The sequence below is a fragment of the Psychrobacter sp. CMS30 genome (assembly GCF_904846565.1).
In the GTDB taxonomy this organism is placed as follows: Bacteria; Pseudomonadota; Gammaproteobacteria; order Pseudomonadales; family Moraxellaceae; genus Psychrobacter; species Psychrobacter maritimus.
This window is the reverse complement of sequence record NZ_CAJHBF010000035.1, coordinates 1-20,754: the sequence shown is the minus strand read 5'-3', so window position 1 is coordinate 20,754 and position 20,754 is coordinate 1. Positions and strand designations below refer to the sequence as shown.

Genomic DNA, 20,754 nt, shown 5'->3' with positions numbered 1-20,754 from the left:
AGACAGGTCACACCATCGACGTCTTTTGCCAAGTCAATCTGCTCAAAGCAAGCACGTTCATCGATATGAGCCGGTACTGGGTGCTGCAGTAAAATACCATGAACGTCTGGATTGCTATTAAGCTCGTCTATTTTTGCCATCAGCTCTGCAGTCGTTGTCGCACTTGGCATTTCAACGCGAATAGAATCCATACCGACACGCTTACAAGCATTGCCCTTCATACGCACATAAGTCGCAGACGCAGGATCGTCACCGACCAATATCGTCGCTAGGCTTGGGGTACGTCCTGTCTTAGCTTTAATAGCGTCTACACGCGTACTCAGTTGCTGTTCTATTTGTTTAGCAAGTGCTTTACCGTCCAAAACGGTAGCAGATCCTTGGGCAGTTGACGTAATAGACGCAATTGACATAGTAACTCCAATAAAGGGTGCGATAAAAAAAGTAAAGACAGCGCCTGCAGTATCTTTGCATGCCTGTCTTATGCTCGGTCAATTCTTTTTGACCGTTAATTGAGACTGATATTGTACCTGTCTGGGCTAAAAAATCCTAGCACCCTATTCAAAGGCCTTAATTAAAAATTAATAACATGGCCATAAAAAAGTCGAGCTATTAAATCCTAATAGACCGACTTTAGGTATTCAATAATTTTTACAAACTGATTAAGCAACCACCGCTTCTATAAGCGGCAGGTAATTTATATAACTGAATACTCTTCTAATAAAGCATGGTATTTATACATCTTATTTTTTAATACCAAACTAAATATCGATATCACGCTCTGAAAAATGCCTATTAAGACGTCGATATCTTAGAAGGCTTCTTCTAACATTAGCGTTTATAACTTTATATCTTCGTTGTTTATTACCAGTAAATCGACTCATTGTAGCTTCTCCCTCTGCACAAATACCTTGCTTTTTAATAACCAGCCCCACTGTTTTGAATAATATTTGAATATCTAACCACATCGATTGATTATTAACGTACCAAATATCAAGCTCAAAGCGTTTTTCCCAACTGATGTTATTACGACCATTGATTTGGGCATGACCAGTGATTCCTGGTTTCACTAAGTGCCTCTTAAACTGCTCTTCACTATATAATGGTAAATACTCTATAAGCTGAGGCCGCGGTCCTACTATACTCATGTCACCTTTGAGAACATTCCATAGTTGGGGTAATTCATCGAAGCTACTCGCTCGAAGTTGCTTACCAAAATCTGTAAGACGATACTCATCCGGCAAGAGATGGCCTTCAGAATCTTTATCATCGCTCATTGTCCGAAATTTAATAATCTCAAATGTTTTACCATCAAGGCCAGACCGAGCTTGACGAAATAACACAGGTGCTCCAAAATTCTTCCTAACTTTATATGCCACCAATATAAAAATAGGCAGCATTAAAAATAAGGCCATTAGAGCTACACTCACGTCGAACATCCTTTTAAGCATTTTATACCTCCTATGTAGAGCAGTTCACGATATACCCAAACCCATAATGCTTTTCTTATATATAGCAAATTTTAAATAAATAAATCCTTATAAACGAATATATATAAGGTAAAGTAGCTTCCAAGATAAAAAATAATTAGACTATGTATTTCCTAAAACGATGCTTAAGAGATATATTTCGATATAAAAATCTAACCTAAACCCATCTCCACTATCATATGAGCGTTTACCTTTTTAACGTCATACTTATCGACCGCAATACCTCTAGAGGCCGACCCCATTTGCTCATAAAGATTGGGATGCTCTATGAACTGACGCATGGCATCTATTAACTCATCAATGGCTTGGACGGGAACTAAATAACCATTTATACCATTGGTCACAGGCTCCCTACACCCTGGAGCATCCGTCGTAATAATAGCTCGTCCCATTGACATAGCCTCTAACACAGAGCGTGATGTACCCTCGCGATAAGACGGCAATACATAGACTGAGCTGGCCGCTATGGCAGGACGCACATCCTTAAGTTGACCCCAATAGATGATGTCGCCATCTGCTATCCATTGATCTAACTGTGCTTGCTCAATGGCTGCTGGGTTTTCATCTATTGAGCCTACTAGATGAAATTCGGCATCAGAATATTCTCTCTTTATCTGTTTGGATGCTTCGACATATTCCACTATCCCTTTATCTTTGAGCAGTCTAGCAATCAACAAAAAGGATGGCTTGACGCCCCCTGACTCATTCCTAGGTAATGGAGATACATTGAAATCATTTAAATCCACCCCTGAGCCGTTCACTACTACTGTGGGAATGATTGGTTGAACTATATTCAGTTTTTTTAATAAATTTAAGTCATCGTTATTTTGAAAAAACACCTTAGAAGACTTTGTTAATGCTTGTTGGTAAAGCACATGTACAAATTTTTGAAAAATACTACGCTTGTTGGTCTCTTCTACTTGCTGAAAGGTATAACCTAATCCTGATATCAACACAAAACGATAAGGTACTTTAGCCAGCCATGCTGCTAACGTTCCATACACCATAGGCTTTACAGTGTAAGAGAGTACATATTCTGGTTTGATTCTATTTAATATCTGATAACTATGAAAAAAGGTTTTTATATCTTTAACTGGGTTAGTTCCAGTTCTTTGCATAGCAATCTGATGAACATGATATCCACGACCTATAAACTCATTATGGTCTGCAGTATATTTCTCTAAGACAGGAGCAACGATATGTATCTCATATCCTAATTGAGCAATGCATTCCAAAAGCTTGCCTCTAAAATTCAATACATTATGCAAACAGTTAGAAAATATTAGAAACCTTTTTCTCTTAGGCATAGTTTTTCAGCTTAGTTATTTAAATCGTATAAAGAGAATAGCCATGAATAGCATTATTAGTACTGCAAACTAAAATTCGACTCAAAGTATATTTATATATTCACATATATAAATATACTATAGGTAGTTTTCATACTAATTACAATAGAAAGACATAAATAATTTATATTTATACCTTTGAGAGAGGTGGTTAAGAATTCTTACTGATTGATTTTAGGAATTGGGTTCTTATTTGGAAGTTTCTCACTAGGAAATATTGTGCGAATTTCGCAGTCTGCACATACGAACAGTACATATATCATAACGAATGGATATCTATAACGAACAGCTGTCCCATAGTTGAATACAACTAAGCCATATACAGACATGGATAAAGCCATAAATAATAACCAAAAAGCAAGCTTGTCAGGACTTTTCATCCAAGCTTTACGTGTTATCAGAAACAAAATAGCAAGTATAAATAAATTTTCAAATGACTGAATCAAAGGTAAAGCGCCGCTCGCTTCCCATATAAATGGTTTAGACAAAAAGTAAATACCTGACGTCAAACCTTCAACGACAAACTCGCCTGCGCCAGAAATAAGCATGATTTCTTCAGCTTTACCTCCATCTTCTACAAACATAGCGGCCCTAAAATGATTAATTTGAGGGATCGCTATCGGAGCAGAAAGAAGCAATCCAGCTAGGCTAATCAGGCTTATAATTACTACTTTTGCTAACCCCATACCCTTTTTGGCCACATTAAAAATAAAATACATCCACACAATAGGACCTAAAATAAAGAAGTTCTGGAATTTAATTAGGTATAAAGGAATAATAAATAAAATACTTTTAAGTATCTTAGACTCACGTGCATAGACAATAGTTAGCAACATAAAAAATAGAATGAGAGTTTCTCGCAAGCTTAGCGCTGTGTATAGAGCCATGCTTGGAAACAACAGATAGAACCATATTGATACTTTTGTAAAAATGTTTTTAACATACAAAACGAAGAACAAAACGATATAGAGAAAAGTATTATAGAATCCTAAACTAATAGGAGAAACAGGAGCTGGAAATGGTAACAGTGCAAGCATAGCACTGGCTTGAAAGACATTATCACCACCTGTGAATGCTTCAATCAAACCCAGTTCTCCAGATCTGATTGCATTGACTCCGCGCCAGTATCTAAACTGGTCTGGCATATAAGACGTACTGAACAAAAAATCATTTAAGAAAAATGGAATTAGACAATGCAACCCCAATACTATTTGATAATTAGATGGAACTCTGAACTTGTATCCGACAGTAACAATTAGCAACAAACATATCAGCAGACTAGGTAACTCAAAAAGTCTGATACCTAAAAATCCATACGTATAAATCCAATTTGGGTCTGACATTAGTTTGTCTCTATATTTTTAATAAAAAATTAAAATTACATGTCTGTTTCGGCTACTATCGAGGGACTGTTGTGATTATAATATTGGGGTATTATTCTAAATTCTAATTTAACCTACTGGCTTTGTACGACTACGTTTTAAAAGGTGTCTTGCTGATTGTAGTCTAATAATTGTATACATTCAAAAAAATAAATATAATCATAATTTTGCTGCCCATATAAATCACTGGGTCTCAAGCCAAGCTTGGAACATTAATATATTCCAGAGTTGATCTTGATGATTATATTTACCACTCAGGTGTTCTGTCCACATCATACGTATGGGTGCGGGATAAAAATAACCTTGCTCTAATAACAGCCTTTCATCTAATAATGCTTCAGCCCAATCCCGTAATGAGCCTCGTAACCAATCGTGTAAAGGTAGGCTAAACCCCATTTTAGGTCGTTCAATCAATTGGCGAGGGACATGACGAAATAGCACCTGCTTCAGCAACCACTTACCTTCCCCATTCCGTATTTTGTAATATAATGGCATTTTCCAGGTTAATTCAACAATACGATGATCGAGCATCGGCACTCGCGTCTCTAAGCTATTAGCCATAGCAGCGCGATCAACCTTTACCAAAATATCATCAGTCATATAAGTCTGTGCGTCCATAGCCATCATCGCATGTTGAAAGCTATCTGTCTGCGGCCAACAATTTATGTCACTTATCAAAGTACTAGGCTCTTTTGCACCTATGACTAACATCTCAGGCTGCTGCCAATGACTGGTCAATGACTGGTAAAAATCCTGTTCACTATCAATATTTAGCACACCTGCTAGCTTGTGAGCCTTATCACCAGGAGCACTCAACCGTAATTTTTTAGGGAGAATAGGATTAAGTGTTGTGAACATAGCATCCCAGCTCTTGGGTGCGAAAGCAGTCAGTGTCGTCGACGCCAATCTTCTTATTGGTCTAGGCAGTTTACGATTTTTATTCCAAACTTGCTGAGCCATGAGGTAGCGATTGTAGCCTCCAAATAGCTCATCACCCCCGTCACCACTTAAGGCAACCGTCACATGCTCACTTGCTAACTGACTGACTAAAAAGGTCGGGATTTGTGAGCTATCTGAAAATGGCTCACAGTATATAGATGATAACTTCGGTATCACTGATAAAGCATCTTTAGGGGTTATATAAAGCTCAGTATGTTCGGTACCAATGTGCTTAGCCACAGCTTTTGCATGCGTTGCTTCGTTATATGCCTCATCCTCAAAACCAATAGTAAAAGTCTTAATTGGCCGCTCGCTTTGCGCCTGCATTAATGCAACTACTGTACTGCTATCTATACCACCGCTTAAAAAAGCACCAAGTGGAACATCTGATTGCATTTGACTGCCAATACTCTCCACAAGTGCTGATTCTAAAATATCAACCGCTTGCTCTGGACTGCCCGTAAAAGGATTTTGTAGCCCTGATTCAACTACCGTATTAAAACGCCAGTAGGCCTTGGGTACCGCTATTTTAGCTGTTTCCAATTCTGCTAAGGGTAATTGTAACCAATAACCAGGTCGCAACTTTTTAATGCCTTGATAAATACTATAAGGAGCAGGGATGCAGTTGTGACGCAACAGTAAAGTGATTGCATCACAATCAATGTCTGCTATGAACATCGGGGGTGCTTTTAAAGCTTTTAATTCAGAACTAAAGAATAACTATCGCCCTGCCAACCCCAATATAGAGGTTTTTCACCCATCCTATCCTTAGCTAGAGTCAGGAGTTTTGTTTGCTCATCCCATAGAGCAATGGCAAACATACCTACCATAGCTTGTAGTGTTTTCTCTATACCCCAAGCTACGAAACAAGCGAGCATAGTCTCGGTATCTGAATGACCTTTCCATTCGAGTAAGAAGCCTTCTTGATTAAGCTGTTGACGTAGTTGCAGATGGTTATATATCTCACCATTAAATACAACCACATATCGTCCACAATTAGAATGCATCGGCTGTGCGCCTGCAGGCGACAGCTCTAGAATGGCTAAACGCCGATGACCAAGAGCTAAGCCAATCGTTTCATCCAGCCAACTATCGCCAGCATCCGGACCTCTATGATAGAGAGCATCATTCATCTTTAGTATTGCAGTAGTAGTAGAATAACTACTAGCATGTACATTAAAAAAACCATTTAAGCCACACATAGCTACCTCGGTATTTCGCTTGAGAAAGGAGTTTTCAAATCATTTATAGGTGCTGAATACAAATGCATCCACTTTTGTACAGCGGCCGGTAATGAGTAGTGCTTTATGACTCTCTGACGAGCCTTAGCACCTATTTTTAAACGTTCATCATCACTTAAGTTCAAAGCCAGTTCAAGCGTAGCAGCAAGCTTACGAGAGTCTTTGGGAGGAACCAGAAAACCTGCATCACCTACTACCTCTTTTACGCCACCACAATCGGTAGCAACTACGACTCGATTACAAGCCATCGCTTCAGCGACTACTAATCCAAAACCTTCCCAAGCTGAAGATAACGTGAAAACATCTGCCGCAGACATCAACGATGGAATGTCTGTCCTAATTCCAAGAAAGTCGACTTTATTATTCAGGCCAAGCGAATTCGCATATTTCTTTAGCTCATTAAGTTGAGGCCCGTCTCCAACTATTGCTAACTTAACATTTCGACATTTAAGAGAAACATGTGATATGGCTGCTAAAAGATTAGGATAGTCTTTTTGTTCATTTAGTCTGCCGACCGCTAAAATTAACTGCTGACCTTCTGTAACCCCTAACTCACTTCGAATATAGCTTCTTGCTTGTTCAGAAAAAACAAAATCGGTAGTAGAAATACCATTATGTAAAGTTAACATCCTTCCACGTCGCACAGCTTTTTTTTGGATAAAGGCTTCAACTGCTTCATCACTGACATTTGTAGAAATATCGGTGATTCTATCTGTTAAACGGTAAGCTAAAAACCTCGTCCATCCCTCCTCATCGGTATTATGAGCACTGCTAATTAGTCTAGGTATATTCGTTGATAGGCGCATGGTACGGCAAAGTATATTGGCATGTACCAAATGACTGTGTACTACATCAGGTTTGAAGTCATGAATCAATTTACGCAACTTCAGGTAGCCACCTGTTAGACTACGGAACGATTTGACTTCTAAGTTTATTACTCTTATGCTTTTGTTTTTTGGAACAACCAATGCCTCACCTGTCAAATAAGCGATATTTACCTCGTGGCCCATATTCACAAGTTGGTCAGCTAGCGTTGTCACTACCTTTTCGGCACCTCCCACACCTAAGCTGGTTATAACCATCAAAATTTTCATTTCGCTTACCTTATAGAGCTATTTATTTAGATTTTTCACATCCATCCTGATTTTTGACCCCTGCTGTCAAATCCGTAGAAACAAACTTGGGAGACTTTAATTACGCAGCCTGACGACGAAAGTCAAACCACATCTGTCTTGGCGGTTTATAGCCTACCCCTTTTGAATTCTAGTCTGGTTATAATACAGCTCGATATATTTAATGATATCGTTGATGGTTCGAGCTCTTGTTTCATAGTCTTGGTGATACACCAGCTCATTCTTCCTTGCGGAGCAGTGCTCCTCACCCGAGAAGCTTTCTATCGGAGCGTTGTCGAAACAATTGACTTTACCGCTCATTGATTCTGTAAACCTATATTGTTTGATGATCTTGTGATACTCACAACTACAGTATTGACTGCCTCTATCAGAATGCACAATCAGCGCTCGGCTAGGTCGTTTATTCTGGACTGCCATATTGAGTGCACGGCATACTAAGTCTGCTGTCATGCGTTTATTGATAGCGTAGCCGACCAGCTCTTTGGTATATGAGTCTTTAATTCCAGCTAAGTATAGCCAGCCCTCGCTTGTCCAGATATAAGTAATATCACTGACCCAAGATTCATTAGGTCGACTGGCGTCAAACTTCTGATCCAGCACGTTTGGATAGATCAGCTTGTTATGGTTTGAATCAGTGGTGACTTTAAAGCGCTTGTGGCGACGGCATTTGATGCCATGTTCATCAAAGATACTTCTGACCATGTATAAACTAATGTCAAACCCTTGCTCTGTCAGCTTTGCATGCAATCGATCAACACCGTAGCGCTCACGAGTTTCGCTGTGAGCAGCTTTAATTTAACTAGTAGCTCGCAATGGTTGCGATGTATCTGTTGGTCGCTAATGTCGCGATTTTTCCAGTCGTAATAGCGTGATGGCTTAATAGCTGAGACCTTGCACGTGCTTGCGACAGTGAAGAGAGGTCTATTAGTTCTTATAAAAGCGTACTTCATGAGCTGTGTCTGGCAAAGTAAGCGGTAGCCTCATTCGAGCATAGCTCTCATCTTGCGTCGGGGCGAGGCAGTGCTTCGCTTTATCCCTCCTCATTTAATATCTCTCGTTCCTCTTCGGCCACTTTAAGTTGTCGCTTGAGCTGTTTTATCTCTTCAAGCGCAGTTGCTAATTGTGGGTCATATTGCTCAGACCCTTTAAGCTTGCCTTGATTGGCTTTGTTCTGCCAATTAGATAACGTTTGCATCGCTATCCCTAGCTGCCGAGCAGTTGCACTCAAGTTACCATTGTTGGCTGCTATCTTTTTGACCGCTTCTGCTTTAAATTCAGCACTGTAGCTCTGCATTTTCTTGGTCATGATAAACTCCTGATCGAGTTATTAGTTTACCAAGTTTATCTCTACGATTTTTTCAGCATAGCTCATCAACTAAAAAATTAAGATTTTTAGAAAATCATGCTTTTAATTACTTGTTTTTCCATTGAACAATATTATAGCTGTAAGGTGCTTCTATACTAAATAAGAGTAACTTTAAATCCAGACTCTATACTCATCTCAGATATATTAGGCGTTATCTTTGCTTCATGTGGCAGGATAACTCTCACTTCCTGACAAACATATCCAATATTTAGCATTACTGAACTTAAGTTACCACCAATTAATATAATAGAGCTATCTTTTGCATCTTCTAGAATAGCTTCTTCAGCTATTTGTCCTTTTTTATCTAGGGTTTTGGCTCCGATTTTAAGCAACCTTGTTTCTCGTGGATGAGCAACGTACGCACTAAACTCCCAGTTTTTTAAAAAAACCTCTAGTTTCTTTATCTCTTTATCGCTCATTATCTCTTCAAAAGGAGTTCCTATAAAATAAGTTTTGGTCGCATTATTTTTCTTATAGGAAGGTCTTTTTAGCTTATCTAAGAAAACTAACTTACTAGAGTCGACTATATTTTCATAACCATCGTACATAGTATAATGTCTATCAATCAAACTCTTGACCTGACTCAATGATAGTGCATTCAATAGAAACCTATAAAAACGATCCCTTACACTTTTACTCTCTTGAAAATATGAATAAGAACTTTTGGTATCGATATTACTAGTACCGTCATCAAACGTTATCAATCTACAGTTACGATTTGACCTTATCAAAGACGTAATATAAAAACTATCAATACTTGCACAAAGAATAATGTTGTATTGACAGTAGTTATACCAGGACCTAGAACGGATCTTAAAAGTAATGAGTAATAGAATATTAATCCTCTGCGGTAAAACAAAGATATATTCAGACTTATTAGCCTTAAGAGATAATTTTTTGTAGTAATGAATATCCTCTATAGAATTATTGTGCGTAAAATAAATCAACTCAAAATTATCAATTGCTTCTTTCTCTAGCACTCTTTCTGCTAGCCACGCTTGAAATGGAGTTCTTATAACCAGTAAATTATTCATATTATTCTAATTTTTATATTTTTTGATCTAAATGTGACTAATAGTTACAGGGTGATTCATTAACGCTTTTCTAGTAAGCTTTTTACCTATAATGTTAGCTAGATACTTTGGCGCCTAACCAAAACCAGGACGCACACTGCGTACAGAATCTTCAGTGATGGTATCGCCTTCTGCCATATCTTTTACAAAATACAATGAGCGCCGAAACTTAGTGTTGGTTTTTTCGCTGGCTTTTCGGCTGTAATCTACCTGCCCAAGCGCCTGCCAAGCTGTTTTGGTATCACGGCATAAGGCGGCCAAATCTGCAGGCTCTAATGAAAAACTGTCATCAGGTCCACCACCATTACGATCAAGGGTGAAGTGCTTCTCGATGATAGAGGCTCCAAGGGCGACACTTGTGATTGCTGTGGTATTACCAAGAGTGTGATCAGATAAACCTGTGACCAAACCAAACCGCTCTATCATATCTGCAATAGTACGCAGGTTATAATCTGCAGCAGGCGCTGGGTAACCACTGACACAGTGCAAAATAGCAAGCTCCTTACAGCCGCCTACACGTGCAGCATCTATCGCTTCTTCTATCTCCTCAGCACTGGCCATACCAGTAGATATAATCATCGGCTTGCCAGTGCTAGCAACGTACTTAATCAATGCTAAGTCAACTGCTTCAAAAGAAGCTATTTTGTATGCAGGTGCTCCTAGATCCTCGAGTAGATCTACAGCGGTGCTGTCAAAAGGGGAGCTAAATATCGTAATACCTAGTTGACGAGCATAATCGAACAGTGGCTTATGCCAGTCCCAAGGGGTATGAGCCCACTCGTACAAATCATATAAAGTACGCCCAGCCCATAAGCCATCTGAAATTTGAAAATCCGGCAAGTCTGACTTTAAAGTAATCGTATCAGGCCTGTACGTTTGCATTTTAATGGCGTCAGCACCGGCGCGTTTGGCCTCTTTTATAATACGCAGAGCTGCATCAAGTTGACCATTATGGTTTGCCGACATCTCAGCAATGATATAAGGAGCTTGATTACGACCTATGATGCGACCATCAATATGAATATTATTTGTCATCTACCTTCTCCAAAATGATCTTATATCTCTTCCCATACAGCTCTATATGCGCAGGAAATCGATCAGGATCACAGACTCGAATTTTATCAAACTGACTCTCAATACTTTTAAATGGATCAATTGCACTATCATCGGGTGTCCGCCTTGGATAATACGTCGGTTTTATATTTGGATCTTGTGGCTTAGGTGAGACACTCTTGAAGTTACTAACCGCAAAATCTATCAACTCAATCTCTTTTTCAAATAACTGAGCATTAATTTCATTCCATAGGGCATGTTTGGGTACTTGAAATATTAGCTTTTGCCATATTCTGCCGCTATCTACCTCATCATTAGCTTCTAGCAGTGTCAGAGTTATCTCTTCCTTACCTTCTATAATGCTCCATATATTTGGGCTCCAACCCCTACCTTTAGGTAAGTCACTAGCATGCAGTACCAAGCAGCTAATATAAGCCTTGCGCTCTTGGCTACTTATAATCTCTGTACAGGAAATGAGAAATAATATGTCACCTCCGGACAGATCCTTTTTCTGACGCACCAGCTCTATCTCATGTTTGCTATTGTTCTTTTTTATCCATGCATATAGATAGTCGTTGACGGGGTGTCTAGAGTCACTACATAAGAAGCTGATTTTCATAACATTTCCTTTAGAGCTATCGGAGTAAAACTTTAGATAGCCGGGTTACTCCTAGCCCATCAGTAACCGCACTAGCTACCCTACTCATTGCTCTCATTTTAGGTACGATTGAAGCGATACATTGTTCAAGTGCTAATGGCTCAGCTTCCAGCTTATTTATATTAAAGGTCAGTGCGGCTCCTACATCTTCTAATACGTTAGCAATATCCCGTTGGTTATCTGCCAAAACCAGCATAATGGTCGGCAGTCCCAAACAGCATCTCTCCCATGAGGTTGACCCTGCGGCGCCGATAGCCAAATCACTATTGGCCATTAGCTCAGCCATATTATCTACCCCTACCTTTACTACCGTACGCCACTGCATCATTGCGGCTTGTTTTTTTACTGCTTCAATCCATGGTGATGTCGAACCCATAACGATATTCATTGAACAGTGATCAGGTAAAGATTTCGTTTGCAGTCCTTTCAGGATTTTGGTTGTAATATTATCCTTATCAACCCCACCTAAATTAATCAAAATACTTGCCAATTTATTATGCTGACGCCGCTCTAAGCTGTATCTTCGCCATTGTGCAAATTCAGGCCTGAGTAATGCATAGTTAGATCCACACAGTAATTCACAATCTTCATTAACATAGGCGGCATAGTCTTGCGGATCACGACCAAAGTTTTGGTCAAGTAAGACGTCACAATCATGCTTCCGATCTGCCAAATCATCGATAACCATTAGCTTTTTGCAATAAGGCTTCAGTCTTTTTTCCCAATTCTCATCTAGCGCATAGTGATCAACGATTAGCCAATCAGGTTGTATCGCCTTTACTATCGAGATACTTAATTCCGCATCTCTGTGTTGTGTACTAGCCAGCCAATCAGCGTGAGCAAGTGTAGCCTTACTTTCTGACTCAATACCTAAGCCATGCTCTAAAGGAAGCGTATACACTCGATACCCACGCTGCTGTAAAATCTCAATCAAACTTCCATCATGCTGACGGCATATAAAAAAACTCTCAGCTCCTTGCCTAGATAGCTCATCAGCTAAAGTCAAGCAACGCATGACGTGACCAGATCCTATCTGAATAGAAGCATCACAACGAAAGACAATCTTGTACTCTTTTGCTGTCATGGCGAGTAATCACTGGCTAGTAATAATGCATTTGCAATCTTTAGATCTTCATAGCTGTCTATATCCATGGCGCTTTTTAATGAGATAGGCTCAAATGTGTGATCTGGTGAGTAGAACGTTTTATGGGTTACCAGTGCTTTCACTGTAGATATCCAAATAGCACCCGTTGGACAATAGAGCTTGGGTAAATCTTGAGAACGCTTAGTCAATGTTTCAGAGAAAAGCTGTGTAGGTCTACCTATGTCATCAATCGTCGCCGCCCACCACGGATTCATCCACCCATATTCAAAACAACTGATCTGAGCGGTGCGCTGCTCTGTTTCAAATACCGACACCAATGTTTTTATGTCTTCACTGGTACGCAATGGACAGTTAGCCATCAATTGAACCACCACGTTGTACTCTTCTTGCCAATAGTCCATAGCCTGCTGTAAAGCAAATGTTGTAGCCTCGCTTACTGTGGAGTGATCATCAGCGCAATCAGTACGTAGAAAAGGTACTTCAGCACCAGCGTTTATGGCCACCTCAGCTATCGTTGAATCATCGGTAGATACCAAGATTCGATCAAATAATTTAGATTCTTCCGCCGCTTTAATCGTCCATGCAATCATCGGCAGACCATTAAAATCGGTTATATTTTTTTTCGGGATTCGCTTCGAACCGCCGCGAGCAGGAATAATGGCAATTCTACGGTTTACCATAATGTCCACCCGCCATCAGCCTGAATGGTTTGACCATTGATTGCTTTACAGTTTTCTGAAACTAGAAAATCTAGAGGCCCTATGAGATCTGACTCGGATAGCATACGACCGCTTGGCGTAAGCTTTGCATATCTGGCTTCAAAGCTATCATCGACGCGACCGCTGACACCGCCATAGGCAATACAATTAACCCTTATATCGAAATCAGAAAAACGTACAGCCAACTCCTTTGTTAAATGTATCAATGCTGCTTTGGCAACACTATATTGAATCGGCGACTGTTTTGGATAATCCTCGTATAAAGCAGGGTTGGCAGCGACGACCCCATACTGAGAGCCTATATTAGTGATTGTTCTTAGCTCGTTTGGCTGAGTATTGAATAGCCCCATTGATAGCTCATAAGGCACGATGACGTCCATCAAATACTCTGCTAAAAAATCTTCACGGCTTGTCTGACCTAATGAGTCTGTCTGCAAAAAATCCAAACTACGTGCATTGTTTACCAAGTGATTAATGGTATAGCCAGAGTCTTGAACTTGCTTAATGATGTCCTGTACTGCTTGCGGCTTAGTAAAATCAACTATTAGCGGAATCAAACAACAGTCGCCAACTATCTCTTTTATTAAACTATCGGCATTATCTTGACAGGTCGTCGTAAATAACACCTGCCAGCCCTTAGTTGCAAAGTGCTTGACAAATTGCCTGCCGAATTTACCTGTACCACCAGTAATCAAGATTGTCTCTATCATTGGCAACCTCTTTCAAGCAACTGAACGACCCTTGTATTAAACGCTTTGTCTGACATTACCTTTTTTTCTTGTATACCATATATAAAAGTCTGCAAAGCCGTTTTAAAAGCTGAGAACGAATCTGTAAATGTAAAGTCCATCCAACTATCCGTACCAAATACTCTAATCGAGATTGGAGACTGTCCATTACCAAGCGCAAAAAAATTGGTCTGTATACCACTTTCCCAGCGAACCATTAGGCTACCCGAGCCATCACTTCTATCAGAAGCAGGAGCAGTCATTTCGACTATCTCGTCACCCTCAGAGAGCATGTTTAGCACAGGCTCAATAATATGAACGGCATATTTAGACCATGATTTAGGGGTAAATGCGGTGATCTGTTTAATGCTCCCCAGTTTTTGCTTATCTACTTCACTCAATGTCAACTGCTTGCTATATCTGAGCGCTGAACAGGTAAAAATCTGACCTGAATACTGTTCTAATGCATATAACTTATCTAAATCATTAATGGATAGTGCAATGGGTTTGTCTATATAAATAGGGATGCCTTGACGTAAGAATGGTTCGGCATACTGCAAATGATGATAGGCATCATCACGCGCCAACAGAACGGCATCTACTTGCCCAATCATATCTGTATAACAAGTCACAACGTGCTCGATTTTTGCAGCTTTAGCAATGTGCCGAGAAAGTGCTATATCTTGCGTCCAAATAGCAGTAACTCTTGCCTCTTTTATTTGACTCGCAGGCCATTGTTGCTGCTCTAAATAACGTGGTATGACAGGATAGCCACATTTTTCCATTTCCACCGAATCATAACCATTAAAGATGGCGCTCCAAGAATAAGGATGCCCATTACCTTCAGATGAGCCGATGACTCCTAAGTTTAATGTCATCGCTGCCACCTCGACGGATTAAGTAAACCTTCATCTGTAGATTGTAAGAAGTCAGGAATGTCAGTGATGGGAGTATCAATTGCAGCAATTATTTGTTTCAGCTGCCAAATATCATCTACTCCAACTATAATTTTATCGATATCACTATGTTGGTTAAGATAGCTTAAGCAGGCCTGCAAAGGAGAGAGGCTTTGTTGATTTAACCACTGATGGTACTGTTTAATTAATGGTGCCCATGGAGCAAAACATACTGGAATCTTTTCACTTGGCATCAATAAAAGACCTTGCAAAAATGCTGATCTAATATGGATAGTTACACCTTTTTTCTTCAAATGTTTAAGCATTCCTGTGTGCTCCATGCGCCGATCAAATATATTCATGGGCGCTTGAATCACATCAAAATCAAACCTTTTGATAAGCTCGGATAATTCATCAGGACCATAAACAGAAACGCCAATCTGGTCCACCATGCCCTGCTCTTTGAGTTTTAATATCGACTTATATATTTTTTCTCCATTTGTCCCTAGCAACTGGGCTGGTCTATGTAATAACAAGTCGTGCAATTTGTCCGTTTTTAAACGCTTTAATGAAGACATTGTTTGTTCTAGCACCCACTCTTCTACGTTTAGACAATTGGATGGCACTGCCGGTAACTTACTTACTATTTCGAATTTTGCAAGGTTATACGAACCTAAGACTTGTTCGCTGTCACCATAAGCAATGGCTGTATCGAGCATGGTTATGTTAAATGCGCTGGCTACTTTAAGTAACTGCTCAACCATGTCACGTGGTACTTTGTCGGCAGCATTAGCTAGACCATATTTCAGTCCGAATTGCGCCGTTCCTAGTGCAAGCTTGTGACTGTGCGCTAGGATATTCATGATTCTTTACTCAATATGGTTTTCAGCGTCGAGCATACAGTGTCCTGTTGCCCTTCAGTCATCGCTGAAAACAGGGGGATAGTGATTGCTTCTTTATAATACTTTTCCGCTTCAGGGAATTGACCAGACGCAAACCCCATATTTTGATAATAGGGCTGCATATGTACAGGGATATAATGCAGATTAGCTTGAATTCCTGCCGCGCGCAGCGCGTTAAATACATCAAGATGGGTGATGTTAATTTGTTCTAATTGCAGACGAATGACGTATAAATGCCTAGCTGAATAACTGTCGGGGTGTTGCCACGGTAAGGTAATTGGTAGATCGTGAAGTAGATTGTCATAGCTAGACGCTAGCTCGTGACGCTTGATGACAAACGCTTCTAACCGTTGCATTTGTGATAGTCCAAGAGCGGCTTGCAACTCTGTCATTCGATAATTATAGCCAAGTTCAATCTGCTGATAATACCAAGGGCCATCCGCAGCTTTAGTCATTAATTCTTCATCACGAGTGATACCATGGCTGCGCAACAGATTTAACTGTTCTGCTAACTTAGCGTTGTTGGTAACAGCCATGCCACCTTCGGCAGTCGTCACTATTTTTACAGGGTGAAAACTAAATACGGTGATGTCGCTATAGCGGCTATTACCAATAGGTTCACCCTTATACTTACCGCCAATCGCATGTGAGGCATCTTCAATGATGTTAAAACCGTATTTTTTAGCCAACTCATGGATCGCTTGCATATCACATGACTGACCGCTGAAATGCACAGGAATCACTATTTTGGGTAGCTTTCCTACCTTTTGCGCTGCAATAAGCTTTTTCTCTAATTGTTTCGCGCAAAGATTGTAAGTGCGAGGATCGATATCAACAAAATCAACTTTGGCACCGCAATACAGAGCACAATTTGCTGAAGCGACAAAAGTATTTGGTGTTGTCCAAAGCCAATCGTCATTACCTAACCCTAAAGCCAAACAAGCAATATGTAATGCCGATGTTGCACTATTAACAGCAACAGCATACTTGGCATCACACGCATCTATAATGGCCTGTTCAAATGCAGGGACTTGAGGGCCCTGAGTCAAAAAATCTGATTTAAGGACCTCAATAACTGCATTAATATCCTGCTGATTGATGTCTTGGCGAGCATAGGGAATCATTTATATACTCCCTATTTTTTCGCAGTTTATCTCTAGCCAATCTTGTAGATCGTCGTCAGACATCCACTCTGAATTGCTGTCACTGGCATACACGAAACCTTTAGGTACTTTTTTGCCATCTTTGATTCGTTTTGGACATGCTGCCCAGTTATGTATCAGCGGCAAAATCTTGAAATGCTCAGGATACTCATAGGTATAGTGAGCGTCTTCACTACTGATCATTTGTTCATGCAATTTCTCACCGGGACGAATGCCTATAATTTCTTGCTTGGCTTCTGGTGCAACTACTCGGGCTAAATCTGTCATCCTCATAGAAGGTATTTTTTTGACGTAAATCTCACCACCAATCATATCTTCGAATGCATGCCAAACTAACTTAACGCCATCTTCCAATGAAATCATAAAGCGGGTCATACGGTCATCTGTAATCGGTAGCACACCTTTATCTTTAATAGACATGAAAAAAGGAATCACCGAGCCCCGAGAACCCATGACATTGCCATAACGTACAACTGAAAACTTAGTGCCATGCTCTCCAGAATAAGCGTTACCAGCTACGAACAATTTATCGGAAGCAAGTTTAGTAGCACCATAAAGATTGATCGGGCTACTGGCTTTATCGGTAGATAGCGCAACCACACCTTTAACCCCTTTATCAATACAGGCATCAATTAAATTCATTGCACCATTGATATTGGTTTTTACACATTCAAAGGGATTGTATTCAGCGGTAGGCACAATTTTGGTAGCGGCAGCATGGACAACATAGTCAACGCCGTCTAATGCACGATATAAGCGCTCTTTATCACGGACATTGCCGATGAAGAAGCGCACCCTATCATCACCGACGAATTTTTTCGCCATATCCCACTGCTTCATCTCATCACGTGAAAAGATGATAATTTTTTTAGGATTATATTTCTCTAAGGTCATTGGTAAAAAAGTATTGCCAAATGAACCTGTACCGCCGGTGATCAGAATAGTGCTATTAGTCAACATGTAAAATCCCTCTACCAGTTGCAAGACTACCAAATATTATTCTATTATTTATTCTGTAATAAACTTAACAAAACTATAACACACATTAATATGCAAAATAAAGAATATATATATATTTATTAATATCAATATTTAAATATATAACCAGCAAAAATAAATTAAACGTAATATAAATGACAAAATTAATCATCAAAAGATCTTTAGCTTAAACATATGATTATTCATATATTTAAGCTAAAGATATTTATTGATTAGAAAAAATTACAGTCAAAACAATTTAGAAAAAATATAGGTCACAGTGTTCAATGTGGAAAAGTAAGCAGATTAGTCATTAATATAAAGGTCAAATTAGCAATTTTGAATATTCATAACGATCGTCATGATCTGAAACCAAGTCAACACTTATCAATAAATCTTCCGCTTTCAGCTTATTTATAGTATCTTGCAACGCCCATAATGGGGCGTTTATTTTTTCTGCTATTTCTAGATTTGTGCTTACTCCATCACAGTAAGCCAGAAAATCCATCATATTTTTGACAACTAAGCTACTGTCTTTGGTACCGATTGTGGGATGTAAACCTCTCTTGCCAAGTTGTGGTTCGCATAAAAAGTTTGTTGCAAGTACTTCATTAGCTTCAAGACATTCAATCGATTTTTTTAGCACTTCATAACTACCAAGTAGCCCAGTAGCAGTGACCAGCTCCAAGTCATCTAAAGAGGTGTGATACTCTGGATAGCATCCATACTTTGTCCTCATAATTGAACATACAGGCAGATCTATGCCCTTGCTACAGTACTGTCTTTCATCACTTCCTCTGTCTAAAAAAGAATAACTGACAAACTCTGGATGCGTGTGGGTTAAAACATGTTTTGCCACTTGATCTGCTAACGTGTCACCGGTTTTGGAAGGCAAATATGAGTAAGCCCTATCATCGCCTACACAGGTAATATTAAAGCCAGCAATGATATTTTTTTTCATCGCTTCATGATGACGACTGAGGTATGTGATTGAGCCAATAGTTTCAGGGATGATAATAATACGATAAGTATATTTTCTAAATGGCAAACTTAAAAGCCACTTTGCCAAAAATACCGTTACCACTGGCCCTGATAGCTCATTGTTTGCCATTGAGGGATGACACAAATAGGTTGATAAAAAGACCTCTTGTTCTGTTTCCCCTGGAATGATCAACTCACCATAAGTTAAGCTTCCATCCCGTAAGTCACTGTCTATATATACTGTATAAGTACCTGGTTTGAGCGTGTCCCTCTCTTGTTGAGTGATACAAAAACCCCATCTTTCTTGGTAGTATGAGGTTATATAGGGTATCGCATTCGGCTGCTCTGGCAATGAATACAGGTGCTCCTGCAATTCTTCAAGCGACATTTCTTGATTTACGGGTATCGAGTAGCCAACGGCATGAAGGTTAGAAACTTGAAAATCACATATCTTTTTGCCATCAGGAGTAATGATATAGGCGTCTCTAATATTCCACTCTTTTGGGACTTCCCAATCAAAGCATTTGGTACCAGTTGCAACCTCAAACACATTTAAATCATTCAATTGCATATCATTTTTTAGTATCTTTAAGGATTCTCGAAAGCCTGCGCCAGTTATGCTACGACATATCGGAAAAAGCTTTTCACAAAGCTTGTGCATTTCTATACCAATATTTTTCATTACTTCGTTCTCCTTTAGGCTAAACGAGAATCTTCCTTACTTTATCTAAGCTTGTAACCGCTTGGGTGAAGTACTGGAGCTTCAACTCATAAAAACTAACTTACTATGATTATGCTGTGCCGTAGTTTTTTTGTAAAGAATTAAATTCATTATTTGGCATATATAGGATTATGGTAGATATAAAGAAATAAAACGTCCGGGGATTGTCGAAGCATTAACAGTCTCGGGGCGGTTTACTTTGACAATTTCAATACCTTGATTGGCTAGCCGAGTCATGACCTCACCTAAAAAATATACTACTTTTACTTCATGGCCCTTTTCAAACATCTCATCCGCCAAATCACAGACGACACGCTCTGCCCCGCCGAGACCCAACGTAGAAATAATGTACAATATCTTTATTTAGCTTGCCTTGTTTTCCTACTTAATAATTGTTCAATTTGTTGAGTGATTTTTCCCAATACTTTATCTTCATCAAAAAGCTGCGCCTTATTGATGCACTTATCATGATAGTCATTTGAGCGTTCAATTAAAAACAAGACTTGTTGTTGAAAACTTACTGACTTAACATCCTCAGGAATAAAAGAGACACCTGTCGCATCACCAAAACCCTCTATAAACTCAGCACAAAATCCAGCACTCTTGGTGGTAATAGCCGGTACACCGCGAGCGTGTGCTTCAAGTAAGGTAGTTGCAAATCCTTCATGATGACTAGTAATAGCAAAGCATTTAATGCTGTCGTATATTGCTGGCAGATCTTTCCTATCAACCCAGTCTTGCAGATCTATATTGTCTTGTAATCCTGCTTGCTCAATAGTGCTTAAGATATTTTCTTTTTCTTCACCGCGCCCCAATATAAGAGCCTTGATTGGTTCAGTGCTCTGAGCGTTAATACGCTGAATTAAATCAAAAAAGAGAGGGA

General features: G+C 39.5%; 18 protein-coding genes and 2 pseudogenes. All 20 read right to left on the bottom strand.

Features of this window, described 5'->3' with window-relative positions; all coding sequences use genetic code 11:
- Positions 1–410: tetrahydrofolate dehydrogenase/cyclohydrolase catalytic domain-containing protein (locus JMX94_RS12770; RefSeq protein WP_307843784.1), on the bottom strand; the 410-nt coding region annotated here is incomplete at its 3' end.
- Between the two features lie 348 nt (positions 411–758).
- Entirely contained in the window at positions 759–1,448 is a 690-nt protein-coding gene (locus JMX94_RS12765; RefSeq protein ID WP_201565931.1) for a sugar transferase, read from the bottom strand.
- Between the two features lie 191 nt (positions 1,449–1,639).
- Positions 1,640–2,794, bottom strand: coding sequence for a glycosyltransferase family 4 protein (locus JMX94_RS12760; RefSeq protein WP_201565930.1), 1,155 nt, complete (start codon positions 2,792–2,794; stop codon positions 1,640–1,642).
- Between the two features lie 200 nt (positions 2,795–2,994).
- The gene (locus JMX94_RS12755; protein WP_201565929.1) at positions 2,995–4,176 is read right to left on the bottom strand and encodes a hypothetical protein; all 1,182 of its coding nucleotides are present in this window, start codon (positions 4,174–4,176) and stop codon (positions 2,995–2,997) included.
- Positions 4,177–4,398: 222 nt separating this feature from the next.
- Positions 4,399–5,832 (bottom strand): asparagine synthetase B, encoded by a 1,434-nt coding sequence (locus tag JMX94_RS12750; RefSeq protein ID WP_265088972.1) that lies wholly within the window; start codon positions 5,830–5,832, stop codon positions 4,399–4,401.
- A 20-nt stretch (positions 5,833–5,852) separates the two neighbouring features.
- The gene (locus JMX94_RS13480; RefSeq protein WP_265088971.1) at positions 5,853–6,356 is read right to left on the bottom strand and encodes a hypothetical protein; all 504 of its coding nucleotides are present in this window, start codon (positions 6,354–6,356) and stop codon (positions 5,853–5,855) included.
- 2 nt (positions 6,357–6,358) lie between these two features.
- Positions 6,359–7,489, bottom strand: a complete 1,131-nt coding sequence (locus JMX94_RS12745; protein ID WP_201565928.1) for a glycosyltransferase — start codon at positions 7,487–7,489, stop codon at positions 6,359–6,361.
- 100 nt (positions 7,490–7,589) lie between these two features.
- Positions 7,590–8,834: pseudogene (locus tag JMX94_RS12740) on the bottom strand (IS3 family transposase).
- Between the two features lie 155 nt (positions 8,835–8,989).
- Positions 8,990–9,928, bottom strand: coding sequence for a glycosyltransferase family 52 (locus JMX94_RS12735; RefSeq protein WP_201565926.1), 939 nt, complete (start codon positions 9,926–9,928; stop codon positions 8,990–8,992).
- Between the two features lie 27 nt (positions 9,929–9,955).
- Positions 9,956–11,002 (bottom strand): annotated as a pseudogene (gene pseI / locus JMX94_RS12730) (pseudaminic acid synthase).
- Positions 10,992–11,639: a formyltransferase family protein gene (locus JMX94_RS12725; RefSeq protein WP_201565924.1), complete on the bottom strand. Its 648-nt coding sequence runs from the start codon at positions 11,637–11,639 to the stop codon at positions 10,992–10,994. Before JMX94_RS12725 ends, pseI begins: the two are co-directional and overlap by 11 nt.
- A gap of 16 nt (positions 11,640–11,655) precedes the next feature.
- A complete protein-coding gene (pseG, locus tag JMX94_RS12720; RefSeq protein WP_201565923.1) occupies positions 11,656–12,762 on the bottom strand; it encodes a UDP-2,4-diacetamido-2,4,6-trideoxy-beta-L-altropyranose hydrolase in 1,107 nt (368 codons plus the stop codon).
- Positions 12,759–13,463, bottom strand: coding sequence for a cytidylyltransferase domain-containing protein (locus JMX94_RS12715; RefSeq protein ID WP_201565922.1), 705 nt, complete (start codon positions 13,461–13,463; stop codon positions 12,759–12,761). Before JMX94_RS12715 ends, pseG begins: the two co-directional genes overlap by 4 nt.
- Positions 13,457–14,212 (bottom strand): SDR family oxidoreductase, encoded by a 756-nt coding sequence (locus JMX94_RS12710; RefSeq protein WP_201565921.1) that lies wholly within the window; start codon positions 14,210–14,212, stop codon positions 13,457–13,459. The genes JMX94_RS12715 and JMX94_RS12710 overlap by 7 nt, the downstream gene beginning before the upstream one ends.
- Positions 14,209–15,108 carry a Gfo/Idh/MocA family oxidoreductase gene (locus JMX94_RS12705; RefSeq protein ID WP_201565920.1) on the bottom strand — a complete coding sequence of 300 codons (900 nt, stop codon included), beginning with the start codon at positions 15,106–15,108 and terminating at the stop codon, positions 14,209–14,211. Before JMX94_RS12705 ends, JMX94_RS12710 begins: the two co-directional genes overlap by 4 nt.
- Positions 15,105–15,989: an aldo/keto reductase gene (locus JMX94_RS12700; protein WP_201565918.1), complete on the bottom strand. Its 885-nt coding sequence runs from the start codon at positions 15,987–15,989 to the stop codon at positions 15,105–15,107. The genes JMX94_RS12705 and JMX94_RS12700 overlap by 4 nt, the downstream gene beginning before the upstream one ends.
- A complete protein-coding gene (gene pseC / locus JMX94_RS12695) occupies positions 15,986–17,152 on the bottom strand; it encodes a UDP-4-amino-4,6-dideoxy-N-acetyl-beta-L-altrosamine transaminase (RefSeq protein ID WP_201565917.1) in 1,167 nt (388 codons plus the stop codon). The genes JMX94_RS12700 and pseC overlap by 4 nt, the downstream gene beginning before the upstream one ends.
- Positions 17,153–18,151: a UDP-N-acetylglucosamine 4,6-dehydratase (inverting) gene (gene pseB / locus JMX94_RS12690; RefSeq protein ID WP_201565916.1), complete on the bottom strand. Its 999-nt coding sequence runs from the start codon at positions 18,149–18,151 to the stop codon at positions 17,153–17,155.
- A 343-nt stretch (positions 18,152–18,494) separates the two neighbouring features.
- Complete coding sequence (locus JMX94_RS12685) at positions 18,495–19,832, bottom strand: DUF4910 domain-containing protein (RefSeq protein WP_201565915.1); 1,338 nt, start codon at positions 19,830–19,832, stop codon at positions 18,495–18,497.
- Between the two features lie 398 nt (positions 19,833–20,230).
- The coding region (locus JMX94_RS12680) for a glycosyltransferase (protein ID WP_201565914.1) at positions 20,231–20,754 on the bottom strand (524 nt) is incomplete at its 5' end.

What these genes read in the sequence shown, in the direction of transcription:
- JMX94_RS12765 (WP_201565931.1), bottom strand. Translation starts at nt 1,448, where the DNA reads ATGCTTAAAAGGATGTTCGACGTGAGTGTAGCTCTAATGGCCTTATTT.
- JMX94_RS12760 (WP_201565930.1), bottom strand. Translation starts at nt 2,794, where the DNA reads ATGCCTAAGAGAAAAAGGTTTCTAATATTTTCTAACTGTTTGCATAAT.
- JMX94_RS12755 (WP_201565929.1), bottom strand. Translation starts at nt 4,176, where the DNA reads ATGTCAGACCCAAATTGGATTTATACGTATGGATTTTTAGGTATCAGA.
- JMX94_RS12750 (WP_265088972.1), bottom strand. Translation starts at nt 5,832, where the DNA reads ATGTTCATAGCAGACATTGATTGTGATGCAATCACTTTACTGTTGCGT.
- JMX94_RS13480 (WP_265088971.1), bottom strand. Translation starts at nt 6,356, where the DNA reads ATGTGTGGCTTAAATGGTTTTTTTAATGTACATGCTAGTAGTTATTCT.
- JMX94_RS12745 (WP_201565928.1), bottom strand. Translation starts at nt 7,489, where the DNA reads ATGAAAATTTTGATGGTTATAACCAGCTTAGGTGTGGGAGGTGCCGAA.
- JMX94_RS12735 (WP_201565926.1), bottom strand. Translation starts at nt 9,928, where the DNA reads ATGAATAATTTACTGGTTATAAGAACTCCATTTCAAGCGTGGCTAGCA.
- JMX94_RS12725 (WP_201565924.1), bottom strand. Translation starts at nt 11,639, where the DNA reads ATGAAAATCAGCTTCTTATGTAGTGACTCTAGACACCCCGTCAACGAC.
- pseG (WP_201565923.1), bottom strand. Translation starts at nt 12,762, where the DNA reads ATGACAGCAAAAGAGTACAAGATTGTCTTTCGTTGTGATGCTTCTATT.
- JMX94_RS12715 (WP_201565922.1), bottom strand. Translation starts at nt 13,463, where the DNA reads ATGGTAAACCGTAGAATTGCCATTATTCCTGCTCGCGGCGGTTCGAAG.
- JMX94_RS12710 (WP_201565921.1), bottom strand. Translation starts at nt 14,212, where the DNA reads ATGATAGAGACAATCTTGATTACTGGTGGTACAGGTAAATTCGGCAGG.
- JMX94_RS12705 (WP_201565920.1), bottom strand. Translation starts at nt 15,108, where the DNA reads ATGACATTAAACTTAGGAGTCATCGGCTCATCTGAAGGTAATGGGCAT.
- JMX94_RS12700 (WP_201565918.1), bottom strand. Translation starts at nt 15,989, where the DNA reads ATGAATATCCTAGCGCACAGTCACAAGCTTGCACTAGGAACGGCGCAA.
- pseC (WP_201565917.1), bottom strand. Translation starts at nt 17,152, where the DNA reads ATGATTCCCTATGCTCGCCAAGACATCAATCAGCAGGATATTAATGCA.
- pseB (WP_201565916.1), bottom strand. Translation starts at nt 18,151, where the DNA reads ATGTTGACTAATAGCACTATTCTGATCACCGGCGGTACAGGTTCATTT.
- JMX94_RS12685 (WP_201565915.1), bottom strand. Translation starts at nt 19,832, where the DNA reads ATGAAAAATATTGGTATAGAAATGCACAAGCTTTGTGAAAAGCTTTTT.